Origin of the sequence: Sphingobium sp. CCH11-B1 (assembly GCF_001556865.1) — a bacterium.
Classification (GTDB): Bacteria; Pseudomonadota; Alphaproteobacteria; order Sphingomonadales; family Sphingomonadaceae; genus Sphingobium.
The window spans coordinates 1-13,399 of record NZ_LSJY01000001.1; the positions used below are offsets into that span (position 1 = coordinate 1).

Annotated in this window: 13 protein-coding genes and 1 pseudogene; 7 read left to right on the forward strand and 7 right to left on the reverse strand. The window is 64.2% G+C overall.

Features of this window, described 5'->3' with window-relative positions:
• Positions 1–156: 156 nt before the first annotated feature.
• Complete coding sequence (locus AX724_RS24675) at positions 157–462, forward strand: transposase (protein WP_082733339.1); 306 nt, start codon at positions 157–159, stop codon at positions 460–462.
• A 149-nt stretch (positions 463–611) separates the two neighbouring features.
• On the opposite strand, the gene clpS is transcribed toward AX724_RS24675, so the two are convergent.
• From clpS to AX724_RS00015, 3 genes are all read right to left on the reverse strand, one after another.
• Positions 612–1,022, reverse strand: a complete 411-nt coding sequence (gene clpS / locus AX724_RS00005) for an ATP-dependent Clp protease adapter ClpS (protein ID WP_066762321.1) — start codon at positions 1,020–1,022, stop codon at positions 612–614.
• A 113-nt stretch (positions 1,023–1,135) separates the two neighbouring features.
• The gene (locus AX724_RS00010; RefSeq protein ID WP_066762063.1) at positions 1,136–1,936 is read right to left on the reverse strand and encodes a phasin family protein; all 801 of its coding nucleotides are present in this window, start codon (positions 1,934–1,936) and stop codon (positions 1,136–1,138) included.
• Positions 1,937–2,031: 95 nt separating this feature from the next.
• Positions 2,032–3,771, reverse strand: coding sequence for a PHA/PHB synthase family protein (locus AX724_RS00015; protein ID WP_066762071.1), 1,740 nt, complete (start codon positions 3,769–3,771; stop codon positions 2,032–2,034).
• A 141-nt stretch (positions 3,772–3,912) separates the two neighbouring features.
• Between AX724_RS00015 and AX724_RS00020 the strand changes: the two genes are divergently transcribed.
• The 3 genes from AX724_RS00020 to AX724_RS00030 all read left to right on the forward strand — a co-directional run bounded on the left by AX724_RS00020 (position 3,913) and on the right by AX724_RS00030 (position 6,218).
• A complete protein-coding gene (locus AX724_RS00020; protein WP_066762073.1) occupies positions 3,913–5,124 on the forward strand; it encodes an LL-diaminopimelate aminotransferase in 1,212 nt (403 codons plus the stop codon).
• A gap of 66 nt (positions 5,125–5,190) precedes the next feature.
• Positions 5,191–5,667 carry a DUF2721 domain-containing protein gene (locus AX724_RS00025; protein ID WP_066762324.1) on the forward strand — a complete coding sequence of 159 codons (477 nt, stop codon included), beginning with the start codon at positions 5,191–5,193 and terminating at the stop codon, positions 5,665–5,667.
• Positions 5,664–6,218: a (2Fe-2S)-binding protein gene (locus tag AX724_RS00030; protein ID WP_066762075.1), complete on the forward strand. Its 555-nt coding sequence runs from the start codon at positions 5,664–5,666 to the stop codon at positions 6,216–6,218. The genes AX724_RS00025 and AX724_RS00030 overlap by 4 nt, the downstream gene beginning before the upstream one ends.
• On the opposite strand, the gene AX724_RS00035 is transcribed toward AX724_RS00030, so the two are convergent.
• The 3 genes and pseudogenes from AX724_RS00035 to AX724_RS00045 form a co-directional block, all read right to left on the reverse strand.
• Positions 6,203–7,012 carry a DODA-type extradiol aromatic ring-opening family dioxygenase gene (locus AX724_RS00035; protein WP_066762077.1) on the reverse strand — a complete coding sequence of 270 codons (810 nt, stop codon included), beginning with the start codon at positions 7,010–7,012 and terminating at the stop codon, positions 6,203–6,205. The two genes, AX724_RS00030 and AX724_RS00035, sit on opposite strands and share 16 nt — an antisense overlap.
• A gap of 318 nt (positions 7,013–7,330) precedes the next feature.
• Positions 7,331–8,500 (reverse strand): annotated as a pseudogene (locus AX724_RS00040) (GAF domain-containing protein); the annotation flags it as partial.
• A complete protein-coding gene (locus AX724_RS00045) occupies positions 8,493–8,978 on the reverse strand; it encodes a biliverdin-producing heme oxygenase (RefSeq protein WP_066762327.1) in 486 nt (161 codons plus the stop codon). The pseudogene AX724_RS00040 and the gene AX724_RS00045, both read right to left, overlap by 8 nt.
• Before the next feature lie 302 nt (positions 8,979–9,280).
• On the opposite strand from AX724_RS00045, the gene AX724_RS00050 reads away from it, so the two are divergent.
• The 3 genes from AX724_RS00050 (at position 9,281) to AX724_RS00060 (ending at position 11,513) form a co-directional block, all read left to right on the forward strand.
• Entirely contained in the window at positions 9,281–10,111 is an 831-nt protein-coding gene (locus AX724_RS00050) for an RcnB family protein (protein WP_066762078.1), read from the forward strand.
• 106 nt (positions 10,112–10,217) lie between these two features.
• The gene (locus AX724_RS00055; protein ID WP_066762330.1) at positions 10,218–10,892 is read left to right on the forward strand and encodes a prolyl hydroxylase family protein; all 675 of its coding nucleotides are present in this window, start codon (positions 10,218–10,220) and stop codon (positions 10,890–10,892) included.
• Positions 10,893–11,042: 150 nt separating this feature from the next.
• Complete coding sequence (locus AX724_RS00060; RefSeq protein ID WP_066762080.1) at positions 11,043–11,513, forward strand: RcnB family protein; 471 nt, start codon at positions 11,043–11,045, stop codon at positions 11,511–11,513.
• A 192-nt stretch (positions 11,514–11,705) separates the two neighbouring features.
• Here AX724_RS00060 and AX724_RS00065 read toward each other — a convergent pair whose 3' ends face one another.
• Positions 11,706–13,286: a lysine--tRNA ligase gene (locus AX724_RS00065; protein ID WP_066762081.1), complete on the reverse strand. Its 1,581-nt coding sequence runs from the start codon at positions 13,284–13,286 to the stop codon at positions 11,706–11,708.
• Positions 13,287–13,399 lie beyond the last annotated feature (113 nt).

Below are 13,399 nucleotides of genomic sequence, written 5' to 3' on the forward strand. Positions count from 1 at the left end.
CTGCGCGCGCCTCCGGTCGGGCTACGCCCGCCCTCCGCCGCACGCAGCGCAAGGCCATCTTCAACAAACCAGCATCATATTATCCGAAAAGGGGGTCCCTCTTCGACGCCGATCGGGGGTCCCTTTTGAACGCCGTTTGACACTGGGGTTGGACCGATCACCGCGCTCACCTACACCTCGACCATCGAAGATCCGCGCCATTTTTGCCAGAAGCGACGACGTCCGCGCCTATGCGGGCTTGTGCCGCGACGCAGTCAATCGGGTGAACGCGATGTCAGCGGGCATATCTTCAAGGCGGGAGATCCGATGTTGCGTAAAGCGCTCTACGAAGCCGCCAATGTCGCGCTGTCCCAGGTGAAGCGACCATTCGCCCTACAGGCGTGGTCGCCAACGCTGACGGTACTTTTCGCCGCAATCCAGATACGGGCGTCGGACCTGGAAAGGATCGGGAAGAGCCGATAGCAGCCGATAAATGGCCTGCGGAGTGACCCTTCGGGGACGGTCACCCGATTCACGTGCCGCTGCATGGCGGCGCGGCAACGGGCTCGGGATGTGGGGCAATTAAACGCGTGTCGATCCCCGACTAACCCGCCCGCCGGAGCGGCGAAGGGCTATGCCTTCTCCAGCGTGCATTGCAGCGGGTGCTGGTTCTGGCGGGCGAAGTCCATCACCTGGTTCACCTTCGTTTCCGCGACCTCGTAGCTGAAGATCCCGCAGACGCCGACGCCACGCTGGTGCACGTGGAGCATCACGCGCGTCGCTTCCTCCATGTCCATGCGAAAGAAGCTCTGGAGGACGTGGACGACGAACTCCATCGGTGTGTAATCGTCGTTCAGCATCAGCACCTTGTAGAGCGACGGCTTTTTCGTACGGGTGCGCGTGCGGGTGGCGATGCCGACATTGGGCCCGCCGGGGCCTTCGCCCTGATCGTCCTGATCCCGGCCCGCCATGCTGACGGACCATGCCGATACGCTGATGCTGTTGTCCATGATGAAGGAGAATATGGCGATTCGGTTGGCCATGGCAAGGGGGCGGTCCCCCGGTTCGCCGCGCGATGCGTCACTTTGACCCATAGCAAAGGGGCGCTCCTTCGCCAGAAGGAACGCCCCGTCGCTTAGTGTAAAGTCCGGCAGGCTCAGGCCGCCAGCGACTTGACCTTGTCGGTGACCAGCGTCACGCGCGCGGTGATCGGCTGGGCGACTTCGCCGGCCATCTTCATCAGCGCTTCGCTGTTCTTCGCAGCTTCCTTGGTGAATTCATCGAAGCTGCTCGAGAGCAGCTGGCTTTGCAGCTGGAAGAATTCGGTGGGGGTCTTGACCGTCGAGAAGGTCTTGAAGGAGGCCGTGGCCTTCTCAAAGCTCTTGCGGCTGTAATCGACGGCTTCCTGACCCATCGTCTCGATCGCCTTGGCTGCGATCTTGCCCGATTCGACCAGCGCCTCGACATTGCCCTTGGCAAGGTCGCTCAGCTCTTCGATCGCCTTGGTCGACTTCTCGACATGCGCCTTGGTCTTCTCGTTGAAGTCGGCATAGGCGGTTTCCATCTTCGCCTTGGCGTCTTCGGCGAACTTCTTTCCGGTTTCGATAACGTCGTTCATAATTGTCGTTCCTTCTATGGCGGGCAGCGGCGCTGTCACTTCAGCTTCGGCCTTGGGCAGGCTCTCTGTCGGGGGCGTCGTCGCCATGTCCGGAACAGGTTCCGGCGCGGCATCGACAGCCGTGGTGGCGGCCACCACGGCAACGGGATCGGGGGTGGCCGAAGCGACCGGCACCGGACGCTTGGCCCGTGGCGCAGCCGGCTTGCGGGCAGGCTTTGCCGGTTGGGGAGCGTTGCCGATGGCGGCTTCAGCCGCCTTCAGCGCTTCGCTCGCCGATAAGGTGCTCGACCCTGTCTTGGGACGGGCGCTCTTACGCGGTGTCTTCGGGGTTACGGCCATGACCTTCCTCCGTTTGCTGCACTGCACAATATAGAAAGATCGAGGCAAATGCAATAGCTATTGTGCACTGCAACAAAATAGCCATATTCGCTCAGTCAGCGCTGCATGACGTAGCGTCCGGGCGCATCCTCGATCGCTTTCCGCTTGCCCCCGCCAGGGATGCGAGGCCCGGTCACGGCGACTGTTTTTTCGTCTATCCGCCCGATCCAGGCGCGCCAATCGGGCCACCAGCTGCCCTTCGTTTCCGTTGCGTGGGCCAGGAACTCATCGATCGTCGCCTGCGCCTCTTCGCAGGTCCAATATTGATATTTCATCGCCGACGGCGGGTTCACCACGCCGGCGATATGGCCCGAACCTGCCAGCAGGAATCGGATCGGCCCGGCGAAATGCTCGGTCAGTTTCCAGACGCTTTCCAGAGGGGCGATATGATCCTCCCGCCCGGCCTGGACATAGGCGGGCGTCTTCACGTTCTTGAGGTCGATGGGCGTGCCAGCAACGCTGATCGCGCCGGGCACAACCAGCAGGTTGTCGCGATAGAGCTGCGTCAGATAATCCTTGTGCCAGCGTGCCGGCAGGTTGGTCGTATCGCCGTTCCAGTACAGCAGGTCGAAGGGGGGATAATCCTGCCCCAGCAGGTAATTGTTGACCACATAGTTCCAGATGAGGTCGCGGCCGCGCAGCAGATTGAACGTCGCGGCCATGTAGCGTCCGTCCAGAAAGCCGCCGGACGAAAGCTGATCGACGAGCTTCATCTGCTCATCATCCACGAACAGGGTAAGATCCCCCGCCTCGCTGAAATCGACCTGCGCGGTGAAGAAGGTCGCGCTCGCCACCTTGTCCGCCTCGCCCCGCGCGGCCAGCAGCGCCAGCGTCGCGGCAAGCGTGGTGCCCGCCACGCAATAGCCGATCGCATGGACGTTTTCGACGCCCAGCAGGTCGCGCACGGTATCGATCGCGTCGATCTGGCCGCTCAGGATATAATCGTCCCAGACCATGTCCTTCATCGAAGCGTCGGCCGATTTCCACGAGACGAGGAAAACGCTCAAGCCCTGATCGACGGCCCATTTGACGAAGCTTTTTTCCGGCGAGAGGTCGAGGATGTAGAAGCGGTTGATCCAGGGCGGGAAAATGAGGAGCGGTGTTTCCAGCACCGTGTCGGTCGACGGCGCATAATGGATGAGCTGGTAGAGCGGCGTTTCGTGGATCACCTTGCCGGGCGTCGAGGCGATGTTGCGGCCGAGTTCGAAGGCCGTGCCGTCGGTATGGGTAAGCTGTCCCTTCTCCATGTCGGCCAGCATATGTTTGAGGCCGCGGACCAGATTCTCGCCGCCGCTCTCGATCGTTTTCTGCACCACCTGCGGATTGGTGAGCGGGAAGTTGGACGGGGACATGGCGTCGAGCAGGCCCGCGGTGGCGAAGCGCAGCCGGGCTTTCTCCTTGGGATCCACGCCGTCGACCGCGTCGGCCATTTTCGTCAGATAATCCGAGAGCAGAAGATAGCTTTGGCGGACGAGATCGTAAAAGGGATGCTCCGTCCATGCCGGGTCCGAAAAGCGCCGGTCCTTGCGCGCGGCAGGGCTGCCGGCCGGTGCGGGTTCCGGCGTATCGCGCAGCAGCCCGCCGGAATCCAGGAACCGCTGCCACAGGGCCAGCCCTTCGTCGGCAAAGCCGGTCTGGATGCGGGCAACGATTTCGGGATCGAAGGGCGGTGCCTGCCCGGTCATCCCCGCCGCCTGCTCCAGCATCAACTGCTGCGCGCGGCCGATCACCTGCGTCCATTGCTGCATCTGTTCGAGCGTTGGGAGGTGCGGTTCCATGACGTGCAATTGATCCATGGCCACCTTCCTTCTCCCGGCATCACGCAATCGCCGCTTTCGCTGGCGCGTCATCGGATGGCGAGTTATAGCCAGATTGTGACGCGCCAAGGGCGGGCCACGCATTATTCCCTACAGAGAGCTTTCAGGAAAGCCCCTATAATGTCCGAAGAATTCTACCGCATGAAGCGCCTGCCGCCTTACGTTATCGCTGAAGTCAATGCGATGCGTGCCGCCGCCCGCGCAGCGGGGGAGGACATTATCGATCTTGGCATGGGCAATCCCGACCTGCCGCCGCCCGACCATGTCATCCAGAAGCTGATCGAGGTGGCGCAAAAGCCGAGCGCGCACGGCTATTCCCAGTCGCGCGGGATACCGGGATTGCGGAAGGCGCAGGCCAACTATTATGGCCGCCGCTTCGGCGTGGAGATCGACCCGGACACCGAAGTCGTCGTGACCATGGGATCGAAGGAGGGGCTGGCCAGCCTTGCCACCGCGATCACCGAGCCGGGGGACGTGGTGCTGGCTCCCAACCCCAGCTATCCGATCCACACCTTCGGCTTCATCATCGCCGGGGCGACGATCCGGTCGGTGCCCACGACGCCGGACGAAAATTATTTCCGTTCGCTGGACCGCGCCATGGCCTTCACCGTGCCACGCCCGTCGATTCTGGTGGTCAACTATCCGTCCAACCCGACTGCCGAAACGGTGGACCTCGCTTTCTACGAGCGGCTGGTCGCCTGGGCGAAGGAGAATAAGGTCTGGGTGCTGTCCGACCTTGCCTATTCCGAACTTTACTATGACGGCAACCCGACGCCTTCCATCCTTCAGGTGCCGGGCGCGAAAGACGTGGCGATCGAGTTCACGTCGCTCAGCAAGACCTATTCCATGGCGGGGTGGCGCATGGGCTTTGCCGTGGGTAACCGCAAGCTCATTGCGGCGATGACGCGGGTGAAGTCCTATCTCGACTATGGCGCGTTCACCCCGATCCAGGCGGCCGCCTGCGCCGCGCTCAATGGGCCGCAGGACATCGTCGAGAAGAACCGCCAGCTCTACCACAAGCGCCGCGACGTGCTGGTGGAAAGCTTCGGCCGCGCAGGGTGGGACATTCCGGCGGCGCGTGCATCCATGTTCTGCTGGGCGCCGCTGCCGCCTGCACTGAAAGACATGGGAAGCCTCGAATTTTCCAAACAGCTCCTCACCCATGCCAAGGTCGCGGTCGCGCCGGGCGTGGGCTATGGCGAGGATGGCGAAGGGTTCGTCCGCATCGCGATGGTTGAAAATGAGCAGCGGCTGCGGCAGGCCGCGCGCAACATCAAGGCGTATCTCAAATCCATGGGCGTCAACACGCCGTCGAACAAGGGCGCTGCTTGATTTGTTGGCATTAGTCTGGCTTTTTGCTCCCCGGCGAACCGGCCGGAGCATCCATCCGTCATGACCATGATCCCCCTGCCCCAGGTAAGCCAGGTCGCTCAGACCATCCAGCTCGCGCTCGCGCCCGTATTCCTGCTGACGGGCATCGGCGCGTTCCTGAATGTCTGCGTCGGCCGGCTGGCGCGCATCATCGACCGGGCGCGCACGGTCGAGCAACTGATCCTCACGTCGCGGGGGAAGGAGCATGACCGGATGGTGGGCGAAATCCGCGTGCTCGACCAGCGGATGACCGTCGTCAACGCCTCCATCTTCCTGTCGGTCGCGTCCGCCTGCGCGGTATGCCTTGTCGTCATCCTGCTGTTCGCGGGCAACCTGTTCGGCGCGCATCTCGGCACGCCGATCGCCGTCCTTTTCAGCCTGGCGATGCTGCTGCAGGCCGTCGGGTTCGCGAGCTTCATCCAGGAGATCCGGCTGGGGTCGAAAATCATCCACGTCCGCAACGAAGTGCTGTTCCACAAAGTCGAGGAGGAAGAGGGCGCGTGACGAAGTTCACCGTCAACGACCGGCCGGTGCAGTATCGGATGGACCCGGACACGCCGCTGCTGTGGGCGCTGCGCGACGCGTCGAACCTCACCGGCACCAAATATGGTTGCGGCACCGGGGACTGCGGCGCCTGCACCGTCGATATCGATGGCGAGGCGGTACGATCCTGCCAGGTGACGATCGGCAAGACGGAGGGGCGGTTCGTGACGACGATCGAGGCACTGTCGCCCGATCGCGGCCATCCGCTGCAACAGGCGTTCGCGGCGGACAATGTGTCGCAGTGCGGCTACTGCATTCCCGGCATGATCATGGCCGCGTCCGTGCTGCTGCGCCGGACCAACGATCCGAGCGACGAACAGATCGACGCCGCGATCACCAACATCTGCCGGTGCGGCATCTATCCCCGCCTGCGCGGCGCGATCCGGCGGGCGGGCCGGATCATGCGCGGGGAAGAGCAGGTTGCCGCCGCGCCGCCGCCCGGCATTTCGCCGCAGGATGCCGCCCGCACCGTGCCGGCGCTGGGCCGTCCGGCCGATCAGCCGAAACGATAGCCGGAAACGGTCCAGCCCAGAACGCTGCTGCGATGGGACAGGGCAGCGGGGTCGTCCCCGCCCGCCCCCAACGCCACCATTAATGGCAGCAGATGCTCCGCGCTCGGATGGGCGAAGCGGGCGTGCGGCAGATCGGCCCAGGCGGCGACGCGGGCCGCGCGGCGCTGAGGATCGGGATCGGTGACGGCATCGGTCAGCGCCTCGTCCCACTGGGTCGACGGGTCCACCGCTCGCTCTCCCCTGACCTGCAGATTGTGGAAGCTCATGCCCGATCCGACGATCAGCACGCCTTCTTCCCGCAGCGGGGCCAATGCGCGGCCCGCGGCGATATGGGCGGCGGGATCGAGATCGTGGCGCAGCGACAGTTGCGCCAGCGGGATGTCAGCGTCAGGCAACATCACCTTCATGGGAATGAAGACACCATGGTCCCAGCCGCGCTCGCTGTCTTCCGCCGTCGCAAGGCCTGCCTGCGCCAGGAGCGCCGCCGCGCGTCGGGCAAGGCCGGACGCGCCCGGCGCGTCCCAGCGCAGCGCGTAGGTGTGAGGCGGAAAGCCGTAATAGTCGAAGAGCAGGTTCGGCCGCTCCCCCACATGAACGGTGAAGGCCGCTTCCTCCCAATGGCCCGACACAAGGAGGATGGCGCGCGGCCGTTCCGGCAGGCTGTCGACGATACCGGCCAGATAGTCCTGCATCGGTTGCCACATGGGGTCGCTATGCGGGCTTTGGGGATCGGTGGGATCCATGAAGAAGCAGGGGCCGCCGCCATGCGGCAGGAAAAGGGTTGGCTGAATCATCATCTTTGCCGCCATAGGATCGCGCGGGCTTAACTTCGCATATGTCCCGCAGATTTTGACATTTTATTGCGCCATCCTGATCCTATCGACATGGCCCCTTCACTCATGGCGACGCCATGGTGGCAAAGGCCGGGCCGGTAGGACAGGCGCCGACAAAGGATCGGCATTCGCGCGACGCGCTGCAAGGAGCGGAGGAGAAAACGTTCGTTTCGGTTGGGAAACCTACGCCGCGTCCATGGCGGGCGCCAGCGCCTGCGCCAGCGTCGCGCCGGAATAGGGCTTCTTCACCAATGTCACATGGGCAAAGCGCGACGGCAGGTCGAGCCCGTTGACGATCGCGGCAAAGGCCGGCTCGTCCGGGGTCAGGCCCGACAGGATCATCTGACCGTCGATATAGACGCCGACGCCGTCGGCCGGGATCGTGTCGAAGATGATGTCGCCGAGCCAGGCGGCGTTGTGCAGCAGTTCATTGTCCTGCGCCACGGCGGACAGCAGCCGGTCGGCAACCTGGCGGGACTTGCCCTCATAATCGGCGGTCTCGGCCCGCTCGCGGCTTTCGAGCATCATCGAAAAGATCTGACCGAACAACTCCGCCGCGCTGCGTTGCGCGAAGGTGGGCAGGCGCGGGCCATAATGGTGGCAGGCGAACAGCCCCCACAGCTTGCCCTCCACGATGATCGAGATGGAAAGCGACGCGTCCACGCCCATGTTGCGCAGATATTCGATATGGATCGGCGACACCGCGCGGGTGAGGCAGAGCGACATGTCGAGCGCCATGCCCGCCGGGTCGAGTTGCGGCATCACCGGGACAGGCGGCGCATTCACATCGGCGATCACCCGAAAGATGTTGCGCAAGTAGAGCGCGCGCGCCTGCGCCGGGATGTCGGAAGCAGGATAATGGAGGCCAAAGAAGCTCTCGATCCCCGGCCGCAGCGCCTCTGCCACCACTTCGCCGTCTCCGCTGCCGGAGAAGCGATAGACCATTACCCGGTCGAAGCCGGTCAGCGCCCGCACCTGCCGCGCGCCGTCCCGCAGGAATGCGGCCATCCCTTCCACCTGGCCAAGACGCGACACCATCGAACGGACGGTGCTGCTCGCTTCCATCTCGTCATGGCTGGCAGGTTCGCCCTCGATCACCACAAGCTGGCCGGAAAAATGCACCGCGACGTCAAAGGCGGGTCCGCCATCCATGAGGGGAAGGGAAAAGACGCGCTCGACCGCGTCGGGGCCACGCAGGAGCGTGATGCGATTGCGCAGCGTGTGGATGGCGTCGCCGCTCAGCACGGCGCTCACCGGCTTGCCCAGAACCTCCTCCGGCGACAGGCCGATGAAGTCGGCCACGTTGGCGGAAACCCGCGACACCAGCCAGTCCGCCGTCAGCGCGATCAGGAAACCGAACGGCTGGACGGTCCCAAGCACATGAATGGGCTCGCGGTCGCAATTGGTCAGGTCCACCGCCGCCGGCCGGCCGATATCGGACTCAGCCATGGGCGGACGCCATTTCGGCGCTGCCCGCCCGCAGGAACAGGGCGAAGGCGGCCCGGGCGCCCTGCACGGCGTCACCGAGCCAGCCTTCGCCGCCTTCCTCCGCTGCGCCATCGAGCGCGCGCTGGAAGGCGATCCAGTCCCCCTTGCCATGGGTGGCGGACAGATAGGCCCTTGGCAATCCGTCACCCACCTGACGTGCCAGCATGGCGCCGCCCAGCCGGGATCCTTCCAGCGCATAGCGCAGACCCCAGCGGAATCCGCCCCGGCCCGCATCCGTCAACGGCAGCGGATCGGGCCAGGCGCTGCCCAGTGCCGCCAGATCCTGCGCCAGCAGCGGCAGCCGAGGCGACTCGGGCCGGGCGACCGCTTCCAGCGCGCCGAGCGCGCGCGCCTGCGCCGTCAGGAAAGCGGTGTAGTCGGCGCGGGAATGCAGATCATAAGCCGAGAAGACCGAATCGACCTGTCGATGATCCTCCATCGTCGCGTCGCGCAGGGCCTGGCGCACATGGCCAGTGGTGGAGGCTGTCGTCACAGGGATCGTCCTAGGGCCATGTCAACGCCAGCGCCTTGATATGGATTAATCTTGCTGCCCCGAACCGGCATTATTTCAGTCATCCTGGCGCGAATTTCCCACTGTGGGTCGATCTTTGTCTCCGGTCCGGCGACTTGCCTTCCTTTCTGATCGCTGACGGCCGGGTTCAGTCCTGCGACATCCGGGGCATCCTAAAAGGACTGTCATGGCGGACATCCCCTTCGTCCGCATCGAGGAAAGACAGGACGATGTTGAGGAAGATGATGGTGGCGGGCCTGATGGCCGCCACGGTGATGAGCGGCATCGCGCCCGCCCTTGCGCAGGACGGTCCGGGGCGTGGCGATCGCGGCGAGCGCAGTGCGCGTCCCGACGGCGGCGGATGGCGGGGTGGCCCTGCCGGGCAGCCCGGCAGGCCGGATATGGGGCAGCGCTGGCAGCAGCGCGGGCCTGATCGCGCCGGCGGGGTCGTGGCGCAGCCAAGGACGGACATGCAGGCGCAGCGCTGGCAGCAGCGTGGCGATGATCGGCCGGGTCGACCGGCAGGCCAGCCGGGTGCGGGTGCGGACTGGCAGCAGCGCCGCGACAATGGCGGGCAGCGTGGCGATGATCGCAACCGGTCACAGACCCTTGGGCGAGAGGACTGGCGGAACGACAGGGCGCAGGAGCGCCGCGACTGGCGCGATGATCGCCGGGACGTGCGGCAGGACCAACGACAGGACTGGCGTCAGGATCGCCGCGACGACAGGCGGGACTGGCGCGACGACCGGCGGGACGATCGCGGCTGGCGGCAGGATCGGCGCTATGTCTGGAACAGTTACCGCAACCGTTATGGCGACCGCTATCGCATCGGCCGCTATTATGCGCCGCGCGGCTGGAGCTACGGCTATCAGCGCTATTCGATCGGGATATTCCTCAACAGCCTGCTCTACAGCAACAGCTACTGGCTGGACGATCCCTACAGCTATCGCCTGCCGCCCGCCTACGGCACGTTGCGCTGGGTCCGCTATTATGACGACGCGCTGCTGGTCGACATCCGCGACGGCTATGTGGTCGACGTGATCCACGATTTCTTCTGGTGACATGAAGCGTGCGGCTTCCTGAACTGGCCTTCAGGAACCACTGACCCCGGAGCAGCGATGCTCCGGGGTCTTTTCATGGGAGCCGCCCTTGTGGCAGGACGGCGGCATGACCGAGACGATCGACGATGGCGGCATCGCTTCGGCCGCGCGCGCGGCCTTTGGCGAAAGCGTGCGCAAGCGACTGGACCGCAATCCGATGGTCAGTCGCATCGATGCGCCGGAGCTTGAAATCTACGGCCGGCAGAATTTCCTGAGCCCGGAGGAATGCGCGGAGATACGCACTCTGATCGACGCCAGCGCGAAGCCCTCCACGCTCTTTTCCGGCAGCGCCAACGCCGAGTATCGGACCAGCCATAGCGGCAACCTGTCGCCCTGGAATCCGTTGGTGGAAAGCATCACCGAGCGGATCTGCGCGTTGACCGGCCTGCCGGCGACGCATGGCGAAACGCTGCAGGGGCAACGCTACACGCAGGGGCAGGAATATAAGGTTCATTGCGACTATTTCCCCCCGACCGCCGATTACTGGCAGGCGATGCGCAAAACCGGGGGACAGAGGACATGGACCGCGATGATCTATCTTTCCCCTTTGGAAGCAGGCGGCGAGACGCATTTCCCGATGTGCCAGTTCATGATCCCTCCGGTCGAGGGCATGGTGCTGATCTGGAACAATATGGATCGCGACGGCGCGCCCAATCAGTCCAGCCTGCACGCCGCCCGTCCGGTGGAGCGCGGGGTCAAATATGTCGTCACCAAATGGTTCAGGGAAAGGCCGTGGGGCTGAGGCCCGGACGGCGCGCCGGTTACACTTTGCGACATAGATGACTGGAATCTGACCGCGCCATTCCCGGAACATTCAGGCGAACACGCGCATATCTGATCCCGTGGCGAAGGAACCCCAAAGCTTTGCCAAGACATATGGGAGACGAGACCAATGCGTAAGTTCATCATCCTGGGCCTGCTGGCCGCGACCGTGGTGCCGAGCGTCGCTTCCGCCCAATCCTATGGCGAGGTACGCCGGAGCGAACAGCGACTGCGCGAAGAGCAGCGCGACCTGCGCCAGGCGGAGCGCTACGGCGACCGCCGCGACGTGCGCGACGCGCGGCGCGATGTCCGTGATGCCCGCGGCGAGGTGCGGGAAGACTGGCGCGACTATCGCCGCAGCCACCGCGACGTCTATCGCGGCGGCAACTGGAACGCGCCGTTCCGCTACAGCCAGTGGAATGTCGGTGCCCGGCTTCGCCCCAATTACTATGCGCCGCGCTATTATATCAGCGACCCCTATCGCTATCGCCTGCGCCCCGCCGGCCGCGACCTGCGCTGGGTCCGCCACTATAATGACGTGCTGCTGGTGAATGTCCGCACCGGCCGGGTGGTGGAAGTCAATCGCGGCTTCTTCTGGTAAGGCCCGCAAACGAAGCGGCCCGGAACGGATATGTTCCGGGCCGCCGTTCCCCGCTTGGCCGCGTCGCCCGTTTCCGGGCGCACGCGGCCGATGACGTGCGCTAGGCGCGCCACCAGTCCGAAAGGGGGGTGGACCGTTCGCCGTAACGACCGACCATCATGAAAGTTCCCCCGCCGGGCGGCAGTCGGCGTCTCAGGCGGCGAGTGCCTCCGCGATCAGGCGGCGGCTGTTTTCCACGCCGTACAGCGCGATGAAGCTGCCCATGCGCGGCCCCTGATCGGCGCCCAGCAGCGTCTGGTAAAGCGCCTTGAACCAGTCGCGCAGTTCCGCAAAGCCGAAGGCTTCGTCCTTGCCGATGGCGTAGACGATATTCTGGATGTCTTCCGCCGACGCGCCATCGGGCAGCGCCGCCAGTTCCTCGTCCAGCCGCTTGAGCGCCGCGGCCTCATTTGGCTCGGGCGCCCGCCGCTTGAGCGTCGGCGCGACGAAATCGCGATGATAGGCAAGGGCATGGCCGATCAGCGCGTCGAGTTCTGGATAGGTTTCCGCGCTCGCACCCGGTACATAATTTTGGAGATAGCCCCAGACCTGTTCGCGGGTCGCATCGCCCATCACACCGACGAGGTTCAAAAGCAGCCCGAAAGTGACCGGCAGTTCGCCGTGCGGCAGCGCCCCGTCATGGATATGGTGCACCGGGTTGCCCAGTTGCTGCTCGACCGCCTGCTTGGGGTAATTGCCACGGAATTGCCAATATTCGTCCACTGCCCGCGGGATGACGCCCATGTGCAGCTGCTTCGCCTTCTTGGGTTCGCGATAGGCGTAGAAGGCGAGGCTTTCCTGCGGGCCATAGGTCAGCCATTGTTCGAGGCTCAGCCCGTTGCCCTTGGACTTGGAGATTTTCTCGCCCTTTTCGTCCAGGAACATCTCATAATTGAAGCCCTCGGGCGGCCGGCCGCCGAGCGCGCGGCAGATCTTCGACGATTGGGTGACGGAATCGATCAGATCCTTGCCCGCCATCTCATAATCGACGCCCAGCGCATACCAGCGCATCGCCCAGTCGACCTTCCATTGCAGCTTGGCACCGCCCGACAGGATCGACTGCTCGATGATGTCGCCCTCATCCTCGAACCGGACCAGGCCCGCTTCGGCGTCGATCACCTCGACCGGCACCTGAAGGACAATGCCGCTCCTGGGGCTGATCGGCAGGACCGGCGAGTAGGTCGCCTGCCGTTCCTTGCGCAGCGTCGGCAGCATGATGTCCATGATTGCAGAATAGCGCCGCAGCACCTGCTTGAGCGCCTCATCGAACGCACCGGCACGATATTGCTCGGTCGCCGAGACGAACTCATAATCAAATCCGAAACGGTCGAGAAATTCGCGCAGCATCGCGTTGTTGTGATGCGCGAAGCTCTCATATCTTCCGAAGGGATCGGGCACCTGCGTCAACGGCTTGCCCAGATGCTCGGTCAGCATCGCCTGGTTGGGCACATTATCAGGCACCTTGCGCAGGCCGTCCATATCGTCGCTGAACGCCACCAGACGCGTGGGCAGGTCCGACAAGGTATGGAAGGCGTTGCGCACCATCGTCGTCCGCAGCACTTCGTTGAACGTGCCGATATGCGGCAGGCCCGACGGACCATAGCCGGTTTCGAACAGGACATGCCCCTTGTCGGGCGCGCCGGCCGCGTAGCGTTTCAGCAGCTTGCGGGCTTCTTCATAGGGCCAGGCCTTGGACGCCTGCGCGGCGGTGCGGATGTTGTCGGACATGGTCATGTCCAGCCCCCTACCCCCGGACGCGGCGAAAGAAAACGGTCAAGATTCGCCAAATCATTTCGGAGGCGGGCCAAAAATTAACCCATCATTTACCCTGCTTGTCGATAATTCCT

What these genes read in the sequence shown, in the direction of transcription:
- clpS (WP_066762321.1), bottom strand. Translation starts at nt 1,022, where the DNA reads ATGGCCAACCGAATCGCCATATTCTCCTTCATCATGGACAACAGCATC.
- AX724_RS00010 (WP_066762063.1), bottom strand. Translation starts at nt 1,936, where the DNA reads ATGGCCGTAACCCCGAAGACACCGCGTAAGAGCGCCCGTCCCAAGACA.
- AX724_RS00015 (WP_066762071.1), bottom strand. Translation starts at nt 3,771, where the DNA reads ATGGATCAATTGCACGTCATGGAACCGCACCTCCCAACGCTCGAACAG.
- AX724_RS00020 (WP_066762073.1), top strand. Translation starts at nt 3,913, where the DNA reads ATGTCCGAAGAATTCTACCGCATGAAGCGCCTGCCGCCTTACGTTATC.
- AX724_RS00025 (WP_066762324.1), top strand. Translation starts at nt 5,191, where the DNA reads ATGATCCCCCTGCCCCAGGTAAGCCAGGTCGCTCAGACCATCCAGCTC.
- AX724_RS00035 (WP_066762077.1), bottom strand. Translation starts at nt 7,012, where the DNA reads ATGATTCAGCCAACCCTTTTCCTGCCGCATGGCGGCGGCCCCTGCTTC.
- AX724_RS00045 (WP_066762327.1), bottom strand. Translation starts at nt 8,978, where the DNA reads ATGGAGGATCATCGACAGGTCGATTCGGTCTTCTCGGCTTATGATCTG.
- AX724_RS00050 (WP_066762078.1), top strand. Translation starts at nt 9,281, where the DNA reads ATGTTGAGGAAGATGATGGTGGCGGGCCTGATGGCCGCCACGGTGATG.
- AX724_RS00055 (WP_066762330.1), top strand. Translation starts at nt 10,218, where the DNA reads ATGACCGAGACGATCGACGATGGCGGCATCGCTTCGGCCGCGCGCGCG.
- AX724_RS00060 (WP_066762080.1), top strand. Translation starts at nt 11,043, where the DNA reads ATGCGTAAGTTCATCATCCTGGGCCTGCTGGCCGCGACCGTGGTGCCG.
- AX724_RS00065 (WP_066762081.1), bottom strand. Translation starts at nt 13,286, where the DNA reads ATGACCATGTCCGACAACATCCGCACCGCCGCGCAGGCGTCCAAGGCC.